This window comes from Sphingobium abikonense NBRC 16140 (assembly GCF_001598335.1).
GTDB classification, from domain to species: domain Bacteria; phylum Pseudomonadota; class Alphaproteobacteria; order Sphingomonadales; family Sphingomonadaceae; genus Sphingobium; species Sphingobium abikonense.
On the sequence record NZ_BCYT01000015.1, the window covers coordinates 1 to 17,294 of the forward strand.

Sequence of the window (17,294 nt, forward strand, 5' to 3'; positions counted from 1 at the left end):
AAAGCCAGACAGCCCCTGCTGTAGGAAGGAGCGCCCGCCCTAGCACGCCCTTTGCCGATTACAAACATGCAGTGGGCAGGTCGTGACGTCCAGGGTGCCACTATTGTGCCGCGATGCAATATGCTGGACTTTGAAGGATGCCACTCCTAACACAAGCCCAAACTATGGGCTGACGAGTGCCAATGCTGAAAATTCCTGATCGTGTCGGCCGCGTACCGACTCTCTTTATCGCTTCGGTCCTGATTCCTACGGCGATTGCCGCTTTATATTATGGCTTGAGTTCCGACCTTTATATCTCTGAATCGCATTTCGTCGTGCAGAATGCGGAAAAGAGTGAACCCTCCAGCCTGGGCGCGCTGATCAAGTCCGGCGGCAATTCCAGCAATGAAGGCTATGCCACGCGCGACTATATCCTGTCGCGGGACGCCCTTGCGAAACTCAATCGCGACGGTCTGGTGACCAGGGCCTATGGCAATGATTCCATTTCCGTCCTGAACCGTTTCGACCCCTGGCGCTCTGGCGTGTCTCGCGATCGGCTGTTCAACTTCTACACCAAGAAGATCGAAGTCGCCTATGATGCGGGCGCATCGATCACGACGCTGAAAGTGCGCGCCTTTGCCCCCAAGGACGCCTATGAAATCAATCGCCGGTTGCTCGCCCAGGCCGAAACGCTGGTCAATGATCTGAACCAGCGCTCTCGCGCCGACCTGATCGCCTATGCGTCGAAGGAGTTGGAGGAGGCCAAGGCGGTCGCGCGCAAGGCCGCGCTGGCGCTCTCCCAATATCGCAATCAGGAAGGCGTGGTCGATCCCGAACAGCAGGCGACCGTCCAGTTGCAGATGATTTCCAAGCTGCAGGACGAGATGATCTCGACCAAGACGCAGTTGGTCCAGTTGCGCGCTTTCACGCCGCAGAATCCGCAAATTCCAATTTTGCAGACCCGCGTGCGCGAACTGAGCCGCGAAATCGACCAGCAGGTTGGTCTAGTGGCCGGCAACCAGAAGTCGCTGGCCGCCACCGCGGCGCAATATCAGCGGCTGCAGCTTGAAAGCCAGCTTGCGGACAAGGTGTTGGCGGCGGCGATCACGTCGTTGCAGGATGCGCGTAACGAGGCGCGGCGGAAGCGCGCCTATGTCGAGCGCATTGTCGAACCCAATATCCCGGATTATCCCACCGAACCGCATCGCATGCGCGCGATCCTGGGCGTATTCGCCGTTGGCATGGTCGTTTGGGCGGTGCTGTCGATGCTGGTCAGCGGTATCAAGGAACATAAGGACTGATGGACGAGAATGGTCCGGAGGTGCCGCGCACCAGCTTCGCGCACTCCTTCGCGATTCAGCGTCGGGTCATCCATGCGCTCATCCTGCGTGAGGTCATCACGCGCTTTGGCCGTCACAATATCGGCTTTTTGTGGCTGTTCGTCGAACCAATGATCTTCACGGTCGGCGTGACTCTGATCTGGAGCGCGCTGAAGGCCGTTCATGGGTCCAGTCTGACGATCGCTGCATTTGCGGTGACCGGCTATTCCAGCGTGCTGGTCTGGCGAAACATGCCATCGCGGCTGGTCGATTCCATCGAGCCTAATTTGTCGCTGATGTATCACCGCAATGTGAAGATTTTCGACATCTTCGCTTCGCGCCTGTTACTGGAAGGGGTTAGCGTCGCGACATCCTTCCTGGTGTTGACGATCATTTTTGCGGCGATTGGTTGGCTCAGTTTGCCGGAGGACCCCCTTAAAGTCGTCGGCGGATGGTTGATGCTGGCTTGGTGGGGCTGCGCGCTCGGCATGTTCGTTGGCGCGCTGTCGCACCGATCCGAACTGGTCGATAAATTCTGGCATCCGATGCAATATCTCTTATTCCCTCTGTCCGGATCGGCCTTTCTGGTGGACTCGCTTCCGCCCGAGTTCCGCGACTGGGTGCTGTTGCTGCCAATGGTTCATGGCGTAGAATGCGTGCGCGACGGATTTTTCGGATCCGAGTTTGTTGCGCATTACGACCTGGGCTATATGGCGACAGTCAACCTGGTCTTCACCTTGCTCGGTCTGGTTGAAATCCGCCGCGCAAGCCGCAATCTGGTGCCCGCATGATCCGTCTGGAAAATATCAGCAAGGCGTATCGCACGCGTACCGGCCGGCATTGGGTCTTCAAGGATGTGGGCTTCACAATCAACCGTGGCGAAAAAATCGGCATTCTGGGTCGCAACGGCGCCGGAAAGTCTACTCTCATCCGGTTGATAGGCGGTATCGAACAACCCACTGGTGGTCGGATCGTCGGCGACATGTCGATATCCTGGCCGCTCGCCTTTTCCGGCGCGTTTCAGCATTCGCTGACGGGTCTGGATAATCTCAAGTTTATTTGCCGTGTCTATAACAAGGATCCGGAAGAGGCCGAACAGGCGGTGGAGGAATTTGCCGAGCTTGGCCGTTATCTGAAGGAACCGATCAAGACCTATTCCGCCGGTATGCGGGCGCGACTGGGTTTTGGCATTTCCCTCGCGGTCGACTTCGATTGCTTCCTGATCGATGAGATCGTGGCGGTGGGCGACAAGCGTTTTCAGGAAAAATGCTACAACGAACTGTTCGTCAAGCGGAAGGACCGCGCGATGATCATCGTGTCGCACAACGACAATTTCGTGCGCGATCGTTGCGACCGCGCCGCCGTTCTGGCGCGCAGCACATTGACCGAATTTGATGACATGGACGAGGCCTTCGCCTTCTATCAGGCCAACGCTACCGGATGAATTGGCTGAAATGGTTAGGCTCTTGGCTGAAGCCGGGGGCGTCTAGGCCGACGCAACGCCGTCTTTTCGTCGATGTCTCCACCATTGCGCAGCATGATGCGGGCACCGGCATTCAGCGGGTGGTGCGCGCGCTCTGGCAGCGTCTGATCGAGGCGGACATATCGGATGTCGTCCTGGTACCCGTCGCAGCGACGGCGCGACGCGGCTATGCGGTTGCGCATTTTGATCCCGTCACTCAGGCATTTTCGTTGCCTGCGCGGACCGCGCCCTTGGTGCGGGCGGGCGGGGGCGACCTGTTTCTGGGCCTTGACCTTGCGGCACACAGGTTGATCCGGCACCGGCGACAGATTGCCCGGTGGTGCCGGGCGGGGGCGTCCATCAACCTGATCGTCTATGACCTGTTGCCGCTGCAACGACCGGACTGGTTTCCCGAGAGTACGGGGCGCAATTTTCGCGGCTGGATCAAGCTGCTGATACGCTATGCCGATCGCGCCATCTGCATTTCCGGGCAAGTCGCGCGCGATCTGAACGACATGCTGCAAGCTGCGCCCGCGCCGGTGCGTGAGCGGATCGAGGTGCATGTCATGCCGCTCAGCGGCGCGATCGAGCATTCCAGCCCGACCGTGGGTATCGATGCGAAGGGTATCGCGGCGCTGGACCGATTGCAGGGTCAGGACATGGTGCTGGCGGTCGGGACCATCGAACCGCGCAAGGGCCATGACAGCCTGATCGCAGCGATGGAGCATCTGTGGCGGACTGACCCGACCGCACCCCATCTCGTGGTCGTCGGTCGCCCGGGTTGGCGGACCGAAGCCTTGCAGGCGCATATGCGCGCATTGGCGCAGCGCGAGCCACGCTTCCTGTGGCTCGATAACGCCAGCGATGAGCTTTTGACCGAGCTTTATATGCGGGCGTCGCTGGTTGCCGTCCCTTCACGGGGGGAGGGCTATGGCTTGCCGGTCGCCGAGGCGCTGCGTCACGGTCGCAAGGTGTTGGCGCGGGACCTGCCTGTCTTTCGCGAACTGGAGCGACCGGGCCTCTCTTTCTTCCAGGACGAGACGCCAGCCGCGCTTGCAGATCGACTGGTCGATCTGCTCAAGGCGCCGGACCCGGACCCGTATGCCGGTACGGGGTGGGACGACAGCGCGCGGGCCTTGCTTCGCGCGCTGAAGCTGGTCCACGAATCGCCGATCAGCCGTTCGTCTTGATCGCCTGCATCATGACACGCAGATTGGCGCGCCAATGCGGTGTGGCGCCTCCCAGCGCGTCGAAGGTCGATGCCTTGTCCAGCACCGAATAATGCGGACGCACGGCCGGCGTCGGATAGGCGCTGGTCGGGATCGGCACGATCTGCGCTTCCTGGGTAAGCAAGCCGGTCGCCAATCCTTCTTCCTGGATCGCCACCGCGAAATCATACCAGCTGGCCGCGCCGCTGTCGGTATAATGGTGAATGCCCGACACGCCGTTGCCGGCCATGGTCCAGAGCGCGGATGCAAGACCAGGGGCATAGGTCGGCGTGCCGATCTGGTCGGCGACCACCCGCACTTCGGGCCGTTCCGCCATCAGGCGCAGCATGGTCCGCACGAAATTGCCGCCGGTCGGCGCATAGACCCAGGCCGTGCGTACGATCAGCGCATCCGGCCCGGCCAGCCGCTCGCCCGCCAGCTTGGTGCGGCCATAGGCGCTGAGCGGCGCGGTCGGTGCGTCGGGCGCATAGGGGATGCCCGCGCGCCCGTCGAACACGAAGTCGGTCGACACATGGACGAACCGCGCGCCGACGGACCGGGCGGCATCAGCCAGAGTCCCAGTTGCGGTGCCGTTGATCGCCATCGCGGCGTCTTCGTCCGCCTCCGCCTTGTCGACGGCGGTATAGGCGGCGGCGTTGAGGATCAGGTCCGGCTTTTCCCGCGCCACGAAAGCATTGACCGCGTCGCTGTCGGTGATGTCCAATTCATCGACATCGACGCATATCAATGTCGCGCCCGCCGGCGCGGTCGCCTGCAAACCCCGTCCAAGCTGCCCCTTGGCCCCCGTGATCAACGCCTTCATGCGAACGCCTCGATCTCGCTCAGCGCCTTGCCCTGCGCGTCCTTGCCCGACAATTGCGGCTCCAGCCCTTCGAGCGGCCATTCGATGCCGACCGCCGGGTCATTCCACATCAGCGAATGTTCGGCAGACGGATCATAGGTCGCGGTGCATTTATAGAGAAATTCGGTGCCGTCCTCCAGGGCGATGAAGCCATGCGCAAAGCCTTCGGGCACCCAGAACATCCGCTTGTTGGCGGCGGACAGTTCGACCCCGACCCATTTGCCGAAATGCGGGCTGGACCGGCGAATGTCGACGGCGACGTCCCACACGCGGCCGGCGGTCACGCGGACCAGCTTGCCCTGCGGATTGGGATTCTGGAAATGAAGGCCGCGCAGCACGCCCTTGGCCGACTTGCTGTGATTGTCCTGGACGAAATTCAGGTCCAGCCCGGCCGCCTTGAACGCGCCGGCATTATAGCTTTCGTAAAAGAAGCCGCGTTCGTCGCCGAACACGCGCGGTTCGATGATAACGGGGCCGGGAATGGCGGTTTCGATGATGTTCACGCGATCGCTCCCTTGCCGCCGAGCAGGCCCATCAGATAGTCGCCATAACCGCTCTTGCGCAGCGGGGCGGCGACCTTTTCCAGCTGGGCGTCGTCGATGAAGCCCTGCCGCCAGGCGATTTCCTCGGGACAGCAGATTTTGAGGCCCTGGCGGTCCTCCGTCACGCGCACATAGAGTGCGGCGTCGAGCAGCGATCCATGCGTACCGGTGTCGAGCCAAGCGTAGCCGCGCCCCATGATCTCGACCGACAGCGACCCTTCTTCCAGATAGAGGCGATTAAGGTCGGTGATCTCCAGTTCGCCACGCGGGGAGGGTTGCAGATCGCGCGCCATGTCGACCGCGCGTCCGTCATAGAAATAGAGGCCCGTGACCGCATAGTTGGACTTGGGCTGTTCGGGCTTTTCCTCAATGGTTTCGGCACGTCCCTGCGCATCGAACGACACGACGCCATAGGCCTTGGGGTCGCTGACATAATAGCCAAAGACGGTGGCGCCATTGTCGCGCGACCCGGCGTTGCGCAACAGGTCGACCAGGCCGTGGCCGTAAAAGATGTTGTCGCCCAGCACGAGCGTGGAGGGATTGCTGCCCACGAAATCCGCGCCGATATGATAGGCCTGGGCCAGTCCCTTGGGTTCGGGCTGCACCGCATAGGACAGGGACATGCCCCATTCGCTGCCGTCGCCCAGAAGTGCCTGGAAGGCCGCGGCATCATGGGGCGTAGTGATGATCAGGACGTCGCGAATGCCCGACAGCATCAGGGTCGACAGCGGATAATAGATCATCGGCTTGTCATAGACGGGCATCAATTGTTTCGAGACGCCCTTGGTCAGCGGATAGAGTCTTGTGCCGGATCCGCCGGCCAATATAATTCCCTTGCGCACATCAAGCTCCCTCAAAGACCGTCGCGGTTTAGGGTTGGCGGGCATTGATTGCAAGGCGATGTTGCGGCGCGAAAAGCAGTAGATGGCAGACTTGGGATAGTGAGGACAAGAAAGCCGCTGTGAGGCGCAAGCCGGGATGGGTCGCTCACCGGCTGCGCTTTGCTGCATTGCGGTGCCGCAAAGCTGTGGCATTTCGCTTGTGATGGAAGCAGCATAGCCCAATGCTGCGAGAAGCTGCGAATGTTGCAATGCGGGACAGGGCGGGGGTTTATGATTGACACGCGCGACCATGGCGTCAGAAGGTGCGGCCATTCAGTCTGAGGGGCGGTCAAGGGTGGACGATAAGGTGTCGACGGGAAAAACGCAGGCTTCTGGCGGGGCGAAATCAGGTCAGGCACAGAAGACGGAGGCTTCGGCCGCTGCATCTTCATCGGTCAAGCGCACCGCCGTCATGATCGTCGCATCGCACCGTTCCGGTACGAGCGCCCTGTCGCGCGCTCTCAACCTGCTGGGGGGTGACATGCCGCCGCGCCTGATCGGCGCTGACCAATGGAATTCGACCGGCTATTGGGAATCGAAGCCGATCAAGGACCTTAATGAGGAAATGCTCGTATCGGGCGGCGGCGAATGGTCCGAATGGCTGGAATTCAACCCGGACTGGTTCAAATCGTCGGCGGTGCAGCGCTTTCGCGACCGCGCGATGGAATTGGTGGGCAGCGAGTTCGGTGACTCGCCGCTCTTCATTTTCAAGGACCCGCGTCTGTCGATCCTGATGCCCTTCTGGCGGTCGATCTTCGATGAGCTGGGCATTGATCAGGTCGCCATCCATCCGCTGCGCAATCCCGTCGAAGTCGCGCGATCGCTGGAGCGGCGCAACAATTTCCTGATGTCCAAGGGCGTGCTGCTGTGGCTGCGCTATACGCTGGATGGTGAGCGTGGAACGCGGGGCCTGCGACGCATCTTCACGACATTTGACGATCTGCTGGAGGATACCGCCGGCCTCATCGAGCGGACGCAGGATGATCTGGGCCTGATCTGGCCGCGCAATTCGGTCAAGGCGCGCCGCGAAATCGCGCAGTTCCTCTCCGCCGACATGCGGCATCATCGCGATAATGCCCGTGTGCTCCGTTCGCTCAGCTATGCGTCCGACTGGGTTTCTCGCACCTATGAAACGCTGATGGCCTTTGCCGACGACGGTGAGAGCGCGGAGGGGCGCGCGGCGCTGGACGATGTCCGCAGCCAATTTGTCGCGGCCAGTCACGCCTTCGGCACGATCGCCAAGGATAATGAGGACCGGCACGCCAAGATCGCGCAGTTGCAGCAGGAGCGCGAAAAGGCGGGCGCCCGGCAGGCCGAGCTGGAGGGCGCTGCGGCCACTGCACAGGCGGAGCTTGACGTCCTGCGCGCGGGCAAGGCGGAGCTGGAACGTAGCCTGTCGACGACGCAGGATCGCCTTTCCGCACTGGAAACGGGGCGGGCAAGCGCCGAACAACAGCTGGCAGAGGCGCGCAAGGAACGCGATAGTCTCCGCGAGCGCGGTCGGTTGCTGGAGCAGCAGGCTGGCGGATCGCGCAAGCAGGTCGAGGAACTCAAGGCTGCGCAGGCTGAGGTCGAGGCGCGCGCGGTGAAGGCGCAGGAGCAGGCCGATGCGATCCAGCGCGCCAAGGAGGCGCTGGAAGCGCGGCACCTGGCGACGCAGAAGGAGCGTGATACGCTTAGGGAAATGCGGGCCAAGCTGGAAGGGGACCTGTCCGGCGCGCTGGCGGCAGTGAAGGAGGCGCAGCAACAGGCGGCGACTGCGCGGCAGAAGGCGGAAGAAAGCGCCGCAGCGATAGAAGACGCGCAACGTCGCGCGGAGGAAGCCGAGCGACAGGCCGCGACGCAGCGGGAAGAGAGCGCCGCCGCCATTGAGGAGGCGAAGCGCCGGGCCGAGGAGGCGGAGCGAGCAGCAGCTGCGCGGCAGGAAGAAAGCGCGCAGTCGCTGTCCGATGCCTTGCGCAAGCTGGAGGAGGCGGAACAGGCATCATCCGACCATCAGGTGAAGGGCGCCCAGACCGAGGCGCTTGCCAAACAGTGGGAAGAGCGGGCCGAGCAATTATCGGGGCAGCTGGCGCAGGAACGCGCCACGCATCAGGAGGAACTTTCGCGGCTTCAGGATGAACTGGCGCAGACGCAGAGCGCTCTGCGCCAGCGCCAGCTGGAAACCGAGCAGGCGGCCGAGGCTCTGCTCAATGCCCGCAACGACTGGCACGAGCAGCAGGGTGCTGACGCGAAAGCACGCGCCGAGCTTGAGCAATCTCTGGCCCAGGCCCAGGCAAAGCTGCGCGATCTGGAGCGGGCCAAGGCGGCGGCGGAAGAAGCGCTCAAGGCCCGTTTCAGTGAAATCGCGACATTGACCGAGCAATTTGCGTTGCGCGAAATGGAGCTTGCACAGGCGCGTCAGGCCCTGGTGGAGGCGAACCAGTTCTTGGGCGAGCGCGACGCGCAGTTGCGCGCCACAAACGACCGCCATGAGGCGGAGCGCGAGCGGCATGGCGCCGCCATGGAACGGGCGAACCGATCCATCACGACGCTCGAACAGAATTTGCGCGAGCGCACGGCGGAAACCATCCAGCTTCAGACGTCGGTCAATCATCGCGAACTGGAGCTGGCGCAAACCCGCCAGATGCTGACTGAAATGCGCCAACGGCATGGCGACGCGGAAGCCAATCTCGCCGAACGGGATGGTGCGATCGAGCAGCTTCGGGCGGACCTGGCCGAACAGACGCGCATCCGCGACGAGGAGCAGGAGCGGCTCCGTCAGGCGCAGGAACAGGTGCGCGGTCTGGAACAATCCCTCGCCGAGCGGGAAAGGGCATCGACCGAGAAACTGGACTCTGTCCTGCAACGTCAGCGTGATACCGAAGCCAATCTTGCCGAACGGGATGTTGCGCTACGCGAATATCGGCAGCGGCTCGAGGAAGCACGGGTGCGAGAGGGCACCCACTCTGAGGAAGTAACTCGGCTGCGCGGGGACATCGAGCAGCAAGCTGCTGAAACGGACAAGCTGCGCAAGGCCCATGCCGATGCCGTGAAGGCCGTTGAAGCCGACCTTCAGGACATGACACGGAAGAGGGAAATACTTCGCGCCACCGTTTTGACGACGCAGCAAAACAATATTGACCTCTATCATCGCCTGTTATCGTCGCTGGAAACGATGCTGGCCCAGGCGGTCTTGCCATTCCCCAAATTGACGCGGAAGAAGACCGAGCAGCAGCAGCGCCGCCTGATCGTCGAGCATGGCGGTTTCGATGCCGACTGGTATGTATCGGCTTATCCCGACGTCGCCGTGTCACCGCTGGACCCTGCCTTGCACTTCATTCGCCACGGCTTGGCCGAAGGTCGTTCGCCCAACGCGAAAATGGCCGCATTGCGCGAATTGGTGCAGTCGTCGACCAAGCGCTGATGCGATCAGGCGCACCGGGCCGAGGCTTGCATCATCAGGGTTGTTGCCATAGTCGCAGCATCATTCTGCGGCGCTTGGTTCAAAAGCGGGAACCGGTATGAGTGAGCTTGGCGGAAGGCAGTTTTGAACAAAGGAAGCGGAGCGGTGGTGGATTTGGAAAGCCAGGGGAATGCGGTCGGCGCCGCTGAAATGGCGGACGATCGGTCCGCTGCCGAATTGCGGTTCCTGCGCGCGCAACTTGCGGATGAAGCGGCGGCGCGACAGGCCGCGGAGGCTCAGGCCAAGCGGGCCGACGGCGACCTTCAGAAGCTGAAGGCCGAACTGCTCGCCGCCAAGGATCAGCAGGCCGCGGCCGTGCGCGAACATGAGGCCGCTTTGGCCGCGCGATTCAAGGAAAATGCGACTTTGATGTCCGCGCTCAAGCGCGCGCAGGATCGCGAAATGCGCGTGCAGGAATTGGTGGCGCAGGCGGACAAGGTTCATCTTTTGGTCACGCGCCTGCTCGGCGCCCTGTTGCGTCAGGCGGCGCCCAAATATTTGCCAGCCAATGTGCGTTTGCAGCGCAAATGCGCGTTGCTGGACGAGCATAGCCTGTTCGACGCCACATGGTATCTCAACCAGAACCCGGACGTGTCCGAAGCGGGCGTCAACGCGGCCGAGCATTTCGTCACCCACGGCCTGCGCGAAGGGCGCTCGGTCAATCGCACGATGGAGGATCTGCGCCGTTGCGCCGCCGCCCTCCAGGAAAAGCCCCGCTGACCCTCCTGCCGATATCAGGCTCCGGGTCCGGCGCCGCTTGCTTCCATGAAGGCTGACAATGCTGACTTTTGATGATCTTGCGCGCGAAGTCGAACAATCCGGGCTGTTCGATGCGGACTGGTATGTGAAGACCTTTCCCGACGCGCGGCTGGTGGACGTCACCCCCATTCAGCATTTCGTGCGCTTCGGTCTTTTGCTCCAGCGCGATCCTGGCCCCCGGTTCGACACGCGTCATTATGTCGAAGTCAATCCTGATGTCGTGGCGGCGGGCATGGACCCGTTGCTCCATTATATCCGCTATGGCGAGGCGGAAGGACGCGAGCCGTTGCCGGCGCGCAAGTCCCCGGTGAAACTGGTCGAATCCGTCGCAAAAGCGCATCAGCCGGTGCCTGGCGCGGTCGACGTTGCTGGCGATATCCGCCATGCGACCGATGCTTTCGGACTGCGCGGGTTGGAACCCAATGCCCCGCTTGCCGTCGTCCTTAACCTCACGCTCAAGGATGACGGCGCGAGGATCGGACAGATGCTTTCCCGCCTTGGAGCGCTCGACCTGTTCCTGATGGGGGCGATGGATCGGCTGGGTGCCGGAGCGCTGCCCGATAATATCGTCTCGCTGACCCTGCTGGGTGAACCGGATGAGGCGGGCAATGCGCGCGGCTTTGCGCGTGTAGCCGGTTCGGGCGCGCTGGACGGCTATGCCGACATTCTCTGGATATCACCGCAGGATGGTTCGGGCGATGCCATCGAGCAGGCGTTCGCGCTTCAATCCGCATTCGTCGGCGACGCGCAATGGGGCCTGGCCGGCGTTCGCGCCTCCGTGCTCGACCGCCAGGATGCGGGGCGCAAGAGGCTCGTCGATGCCCTCAATACGGCATTGCCGCGCCTGGGGCTGACCTTGGGTCAAGACCCGTTGCTGCTGGTCGATGGCCCGGCAGTCTGGCTCAAGCCTCTGCTTGGTCGGCCTCTTGCTGTGGCGGTGCGGCCTGCGGAACTGGCCGGCGCTGGCGACTATACGAAATTCCCCGGCCGCGATACGGTGCTGGGACTTTTGTCCGCTGTGGCACGCGAAGGCGGCATGGATGTTCGCACCGCTGCCCGGTCCCCGGCGCAGCCCTCTACGCCTGATCGTCCCCTCAAGGCCGTGGCTTTCTATCTGCCGCAGTTCCACCCCATTCCCGAAAATGACAAATGGTGGGGCAAGGGTTTTACCGAATGGCAGAATGTCGTGCGCGGCAGGCCGCTGTTTCGTCATCATTATCAGCCCCGCGTGCCGGCGGACCTTGGCTATTATGACCTGCGCCTCGAAGAAACGCAGGTAAGACAGGCCGAACTGGCGAGCGAATTCGGCATTCATGGCTTCTGCTTTTATTATTACTGGTTCAACGGCAAGAAGCTGCTCAACCAGCCGATCGAGCAATTCGCCAGGTCATCGCGTATCGACACCGGCTTTTGCGTGTGCTGGGCGAACGAAAACTGGTCGCGCAACTGGGATGGGCAGAACCGCCACGTCCTGATGCAGCAGGATTATTCGCTCGAAAGCAATATCGCCTTCATTCACGAAATGATCCCGATGATGAAGGATCCGCGCTGGATCCGGCATTGCGGCAAGCCCGTCCTGCTCGTCTATCGCATCTCGATCATTCCCAACTGGCTCGAAACCGCGCGCATCTGGCGCGAGGAATGCCGCAAGGCCGGGCTTGGCGAAATCCATCTGTGCGCGGTGCGTTTCGGCCTAGAATCGCTGGCGGGGCAGCCGCAGGATCACGGGATCGACAGCTATGTCCTGTTCCCGCCGCATGAAGGCGCGCGGGTCGATCTGCGCGCGAAAGTGCATGACCTGCACAAGGATTTTGGTGGCGAGATTTTCGACTATGGCGCGGTCGTCGACGGCGATGTCGAACGCTATGCCGATGGCTATGAATGGCCCGTGCATCGCGGCGCGATGCTGGGCTGGGACAATATGGCCCGCCGCCTGACCGATGCGCGCGTCTTCCATGGCGCAACGCCGCAGGGGTTCCGCCGCTGGATCAAGGGCATATTGGATCAGGAAAGCCGCCATAATGGCGCGCCTGAAACGCTGATGTTCATCAACGCATGGAATGAATGGGCGGAGGGCACCTATCTGGAGCCCGACCAGCGATGGGGCCGGACCAACCTTGCCGCATTCCGCTCCGCAGTCGACGCGACGCCGGGCATGAAGGCGGTGACGCTGCCTGCCGGCATCGCCGCCGCGCCCAAGCAGGAGGGCCGCCTTGCGCATCTGGGCAGCCCGCTGGCGGCGGACGGCGCCATGCCGCGCGGGCCGGTCTGGTATCGTGGTTACAGGGAGGTAGACCCTACCAAGCCGACGATCCTGCTGTGCGCCCATATTTCCGGTCATCAGCTGTTCGGCGGCGAACGCAGCTTGCTCGACGTGCTCGAAGCGCTGGCGACGATGCCGGTCAATGTCATCATGACGCTGCCCAGCGACAATAATCGCGCCTATATCGAGGCGATCCAGAAGCTGTGCGCGGGCGCCTACGCCTTCCGCTATCCGCAGTGGATGGACAATCGCGACAATTATGCCTGGCTGATGCTCGACTTCGCCGACATCATCGCGCGCCATGCCGTCGACATCGTCCATGCCAACACCATCGTCCTGCTGGAGCCGATCGCGGCGGCACGGCGCATGGGGCGCACGGCGCTCAGCCATGTCCGCGAGCTCCTCTCGCTCGACAATGGCCTTCAGGAACGCATGGCGCTCACCACCGGGGAGATTATCAGCACGGTGCTGGACCGCACCGACTGGCTGATCGGCAATTCCCGCGCCACCTGCGAGCTGTTCGCGCGGGACGACCGGACCCTCTATGTGCCCAATGCGGTCACGGTCGAGGATTTCGAGATGCGCAACCTGTTCGGCAACACGATCAAGTTCGGCATCGTCAGTTCGAACATCCCCAAGAAGGGGATCGCCGATTTCGTCGAGGTCGCCCGCCTGTCGGCCGCCCGCACCAGCCGGGCCAAATTCGTCATCATCGGCCCGCGCACGCCGCAGATCGACGCATGGATGGACGAGGTTGCGAAGGGCGAGCGCCCGGATAATCTGATCTTCGCCGGTTACAAGGACAGCGCGCGATCCGCCATGTCGGAACTCAATGTCCTTCTGAATCTGTCGACCTTCGCTGAATCCTTCGGCCGCACCGTCGCCGAAGCCATGGCGGCCAATCGACCCGTCATCGCCTATCGCTGGGGGGCGCTGCCTGAACTCGTCCAGCATGGCGAAACCGGCTATCTGGTGCCGTTCAAGAATGTCGGCGCGGTGGTCGATGCGGTGGTCGACCTGTGCGAAAATGACGCCAAGATCGGCGCGATGGGGGAAAAGGGCGCTACCTTCATCCGCCAGAATTTCTCGCAGCAGCGTCTGCGCGATCATGTCGGCCAGGCCTATGGCCGGATCACGGGCCGGCCGATGACCCCCGACGCCGATGTCGGTTCGGCCAGCCCGATGGAGCCTGCCGCCCAGACCATCGGCGCGGCCTTGCCCTGCACCATCGTCATCCCTGTCTACAACGCGCCGGAGGAAGTGCGGGCCTGCATCGCCTCCGTCATCAAGCACACCAATTTGAAGGACAACCAACTGCTCGTCATCGACGATGGCAGCCCGGATCCGGCGGTTGGACCGGTGCTCGACAGTTTTGCCGGGACGCCGGGCCTCACCATCATGCGTTCGCCCCGCAATCTGGGATATACAAAGACGATCAACCTTGGCATCGGTCAGGCCGCCGGGCGGGACGTCGTGCTGCTCAACAGCGACACGGTCGTCACGCCGCGCTGGCTGGAGGGGCTACGCGCCACCGCCTATAGCCGCGCCAATGTCGGCACGGTGACGGCCATGGGCGATAATGCCGGCGCCTTCTCCTTCCCGCGTCACAACCAGAAATGCGACAAGCCCGATCATCTGACGCATGAGGAATATGCGCTGATGATGGTGCAGGCCGCGGTCGACTGCCCGGCACCCGAAGTGCCGACCGGTTCGGGCTTCTGCATGTATATCCGTCGTGCGATGATGGACGCATGCGGCACCTTTGACGAAGATGGTTTCCCGCGCGGCTATGGTGAGGAAAACGACTTCTGCATGCGGGCGATGAAGGCGGGCTGGGTCAATCTCATTTCGCCCTGGGCCTTCGTCTTCCATATCCGCACCGCCAGCTTCAAGGGCGAGAAGGACAAGCTGGTCAAGGAAGGCGTCGACGTCGTGATGAAACGCTATCCCGACTATGCCCGCCTGGTGAAGGCCGCCTTTTCCGGGCCGGACATGACTGCCCTCCGCCAGGCGACCGCCCGCGTGACGAAATGATGGGCCAGCACCCCACGCGGTGCTAGGACAGCAGAAATTCGAGGACCGACATGCATCATTTCCTGATCGTCAAGGCAAAGAGCAAATCTGCGAAAGAGGCACTTTTCGATCGGTTGATCAAGGGGCTCGATCATCTTGTTCTTTACGAGCCGCATCGTCGAAAAATATTGTCGCTGGCGGATGACGTATATTTTGCCTCTACGGAAAGTCACGATTTCCTAGGCTTGGGAGAAAAGAGCGGTCAGTTCGGCGAGCGGTTCATGGCCTATGAAGGCTTTTGCTTCCTCAAATCACGCGGAGAAAATACGCTGGATTTGTTTCGTGACGTATTTGAAAAGCGTAGCATTTTTGAAGCAAATGATTATCTTGATGGCGAATTTTGCGCCGTAAACTATGAAGAAAATGGCGGCACGATCAATGTGCTATCGGACTTCACCGGTCTGCGACCGATTTATTACCTGAACAACGAAGATTATTTTGCTGCCTCCAACCGGCAAATGTTCCTGAACCCTCTGTTGACGAGGTCGGGCAGGCTGGAAACCGATTGGCAGCAGATTGCGGACCTTGTTGCAAAGGGCAATAAGTTCACGGAGCGCTCGTTCCTGAAGGGCGTCCGGATGGTGCGGCCTGGCTTTGCGATACAATGGTCACAAGGTTCGGATTTGAATATCCGGCGATCTGGTACACCGATTTTCACCGCGCGGGGAGAGCCGGGGCGGGGCGACTATATCCGGTCCATATCGGAGATTATCCACAATTTTGATTCGCTCGATTACTTCCCCGGATTGGACGGCCAGCCAATTCGAATTTCGCTAACGGGCGGTGAGGATTCCAGGTTGGTGCTGGCAGCCGCAACGCAGAGTCGCATCGCTGACCGAATTGAAGCCTTCACATATGGCTTTCCGGACAACCCGGATATCGCTGCTGCCGCAATTGTCGCCGAGAAAGCAGGCGTCAAACATGTCACAAATATCCACACACCGCCCAAGGTAGCGACAGAACGCCCGGTGGATGCGATCTGGACGGATTTGCGGCGGCACGCCTTCCGCTATGAAGGGGCGCCTGGTGCTTGGGACGGAGGGGCGGCCACGGCAACGCAGACGCGCCTCGATCTTGTCGGCTACTTCGATGCCTATTTCAAACGTGTGCGGGCAAGCAGCGCGGAGATTGATGTCACGTCCCGCGACGTGGCGCGGAAATTCATGCGCGAACCACAACAGGTTTATGATCCCATGAGTATCCTGCTGCGGGAAGCGGTAGACTATGATCAGTCGATGGATGACGAATGGATGGAGGCGGCCTTGGCGCAGGGCGCCGAGCTGAACGACCTGCCGGAACTCTATTATTTCGACTTTCGACTCCCGTGGTGGGGCGGGGCGATGGCTGCGAATGTGGGAACCATTTATCGGCTTGCGCCCTTGGCGTCTAAATATGCGTCACGCACCGGGCTGAAGCAGTCACTTGCCGATCGACGTGGTCGGAAATTCATCTTTGAAGCCATGATGACGTTGCGGCCGGATTTGTTGGAAATTCCTTATCTAAATAAACAATGGCCAGACCACTATCAGGATCGCGCCCTGAACGTGAAGCTGCCCGGGGTCGAACTGAAGTTGCCAGTGCCTCAACATCCTTCTGCGCCTTGGCAAGTTACCTTGGCGAAGAGTGGTGGACGATTTATCAAAGATTATCTGGAGGCAAATAAGTTTTCCGGCTTGGAGAGCGTCATCGACGTCAAACGCTTTACGGAGTTTCTCGATAACCCCGCATTGATCAAAAATACTCCGATTGTACGTACAATCGCTAACATTTGCGAAATATTGATTTTGTCCGCCAATGACCAAAGCAGGGCGCCGGATAAAATTGAAAATTCCAGACTGCCGTCGGGGGTGATGATAACAAATATTGTCGAACTGTCGCATCGACGCGAACAGGCTTCAGTTAATATTGATACATCCAAGCAGCTGAAGCGTGATTTTCACATTCCCTTTCCTCGAGTGAATCTGCGTAATTTTCGTGTAGATCCCGCCGAAAGACCTTGTGATATCACCATTCAAAAAATGATCCTGAACTACTCAGATGGCCGTGTGGCTGAGCTGCATGCATCGCAATATAGATGTAATTCACAATTAAAGATCGTCTCAGCGTCAGGCAAAGAAGTTAAGATCACTTCGACAGGTGACGATCCGCAAATATATTTCAACAATATAGATAATATGTCTGGAATTAAAAGCTGCGATATCGTGGCTTTAATGCCTCAGGACGGGGGAAGGCTGGAAGTCTTTTTTGACCAGGGGGCCGGCTTCTCCCGCGAGCATATGGTCGCCCATTCATATTGACCCGGCTTAAAAGCTTCCCGACGGCAGATCCATGCTTTGGCTGGGAGGCTGTCATGACCCCTTGGGCATGTGATTCGTTTCATACGCATTGCGGCGGTCACATAGGCGAATTGATTGGGTGTTGGGGCGCTACTTTTTCGGTCGTCTCCTACTATCGGCGTAGGCACTGACTATCTTGTTGCGACTGCACCATTTTCAATAGGT

General features: G+C 60.8%; 11 protein-coding genes. 8 read left to right on the plus strand and 3 right to left on the minus strand.

Features of this window, described 5'->3' with window-relative positions; all coding sequences use genetic code 11:
- Nucleotides 1–275 precede the first annotated feature (275 nt).
- The 4 genes from SAB01S_RS14105 to SAB01S_RS14120 are packed head-to-tail and all read left to right on the plus strand — an operon-like array spanning nucleotide 276 to nucleotide 3,950.
- Nucleotides 276–1,280, plus strand: a complete 1,005-nt coding sequence (locus SAB01S_RS14105; protein ID WP_245646492.1) for a KpsE/RkpR family capsule polysaccharide export protein — start codon at nucleotides 276–278, stop codon at nucleotides 1,278–1,280.
- A complete protein-coding gene (locus SAB01S_RS14110; protein ID WP_062733720.1) occupies nucleotides 1,280–2,089 on the plus strand; it encodes an ABC transporter permease in 810 nt (269 codons plus the stop codon). Before SAB01S_RS14105 ends, SAB01S_RS14110 begins: the two co-directional genes overlap by 1 nt.
- Nucleotides 2,086–2,742 (plus strand): ABC transporter ATP-binding protein, encoded by a 657-nt coding sequence (locus tag SAB01S_RS14115; protein ID WP_009822221.1) that lies wholly within the window; start codon nucleotides 2,086–2,088, stop codon nucleotides 2,740–2,742. Before SAB01S_RS14110 ends, SAB01S_RS14115 begins: the two co-directional genes overlap by 4 nt.
- Nucleotides 2,739–3,950, plus strand: coding sequence for a glycosyltransferase family 4 protein (locus SAB01S_RS14120; protein WP_062733722.1), 1,212 nt, complete (start codon nucleotides 2,739–2,741; stop codon nucleotides 3,948–3,950). Before SAB01S_RS14115 ends, SAB01S_RS14120 begins: the two co-directional genes overlap by 4 nt.
- On the opposite strand, the gene rfbD is transcribed toward SAB01S_RS14120, so the two are convergent.
- The 3 genes from rfbD to rfbA are packed head-to-tail and all read right to left on the minus strand — an operon-like array spanning nucleotide 3,934 to nucleotide 6,214.
- Nucleotides 3,934–4,791, minus strand: coding sequence for a dTDP-4-dehydrorhamnose reductase (gene rfbD / locus SAB01S_RS14125; protein ID WP_062733723.1), 858 nt, complete (start codon nucleotides 4,789–4,791; stop codon nucleotides 3,934–3,936). The genes SAB01S_RS14120 and rfbD overlap by 17 nt on opposite strands.
- Nucleotides 4,788–5,333, minus strand: coding sequence for a dTDP-4-dehydrorhamnose 3,5-epimerase (gene rfbC, locus SAB01S_RS14130; RefSeq protein ID WP_009822218.1), 546 nt, complete (start codon nucleotides 5,331–5,333; stop codon nucleotides 4,788–4,790). Before rfbC ends, rfbD begins: the two co-directional genes overlap by 4 nt.
- Nucleotides 5,330–6,214 carry a glucose-1-phosphate thymidylyltransferase RfbA gene (gene rfbA / locus SAB01S_RS14135; protein WP_021226325.1) on the minus strand — a complete coding sequence of 295 codons (885 nt, stop codon included), beginning with the start codon at nucleotides 6,212–6,214 and terminating at the stop codon, nucleotides 5,330–5,332. The genes rfbC and rfbA overlap by 4 nt, the downstream gene beginning before the upstream one ends.
- Before the next feature lie 334 nt (nucleotides 6,215–6,548).
- On the opposite strand from rfbA, the gene SAB01S_RS14140 reads away from it, so the two are divergent.
- From SAB01S_RS14140 to SAB01S_RS14155, 4 genes are all read left to right on the plus strand, one after another.
- Entirely contained in the window at nucleotides 6,549–9,659 is a 3,111-nt protein-coding gene (locus SAB01S_RS14140; RefSeq protein ID WP_157078356.1) for a hypothetical protein, read from the plus strand.
- 144 nt (nucleotides 9,660–9,803) lie between these two features.
- On the plus strand, nucleotides 9,804–10,418 hold the full coding sequence (locus SAB01S_RS14145) for a hypothetical protein (protein ID WP_062733727.1): 615 nt from the start codon (nucleotides 9,804–9,806) through the stop codon (nucleotides 10,416–10,418).
- A gap of 58 nt (nucleotides 10,419–10,476) precedes the next feature.
- Nucleotides 10,477–14,754, plus strand: coding sequence for a glycoside hydrolase family 99-like domain-containing protein (locus SAB01S_RS14150; RefSeq protein ID WP_062733728.1), 4,278 nt, complete (start codon nucleotides 10,477–10,479; stop codon nucleotides 14,752–14,754).
- 50 nt (nucleotides 14,755–14,804) lie between these two features.
- On the plus strand, nucleotides 14,805–17,090 hold the full coding sequence (locus SAB01S_RS14155) for an asparagine synthase-related protein (RefSeq protein WP_062733730.1): 2,286 nt from the start codon (nucleotides 14,805–14,807) through the stop codon (nucleotides 17,088–17,090).
- Nucleotides 17,091–17,294: the final 204 nt, after the last annotated feature.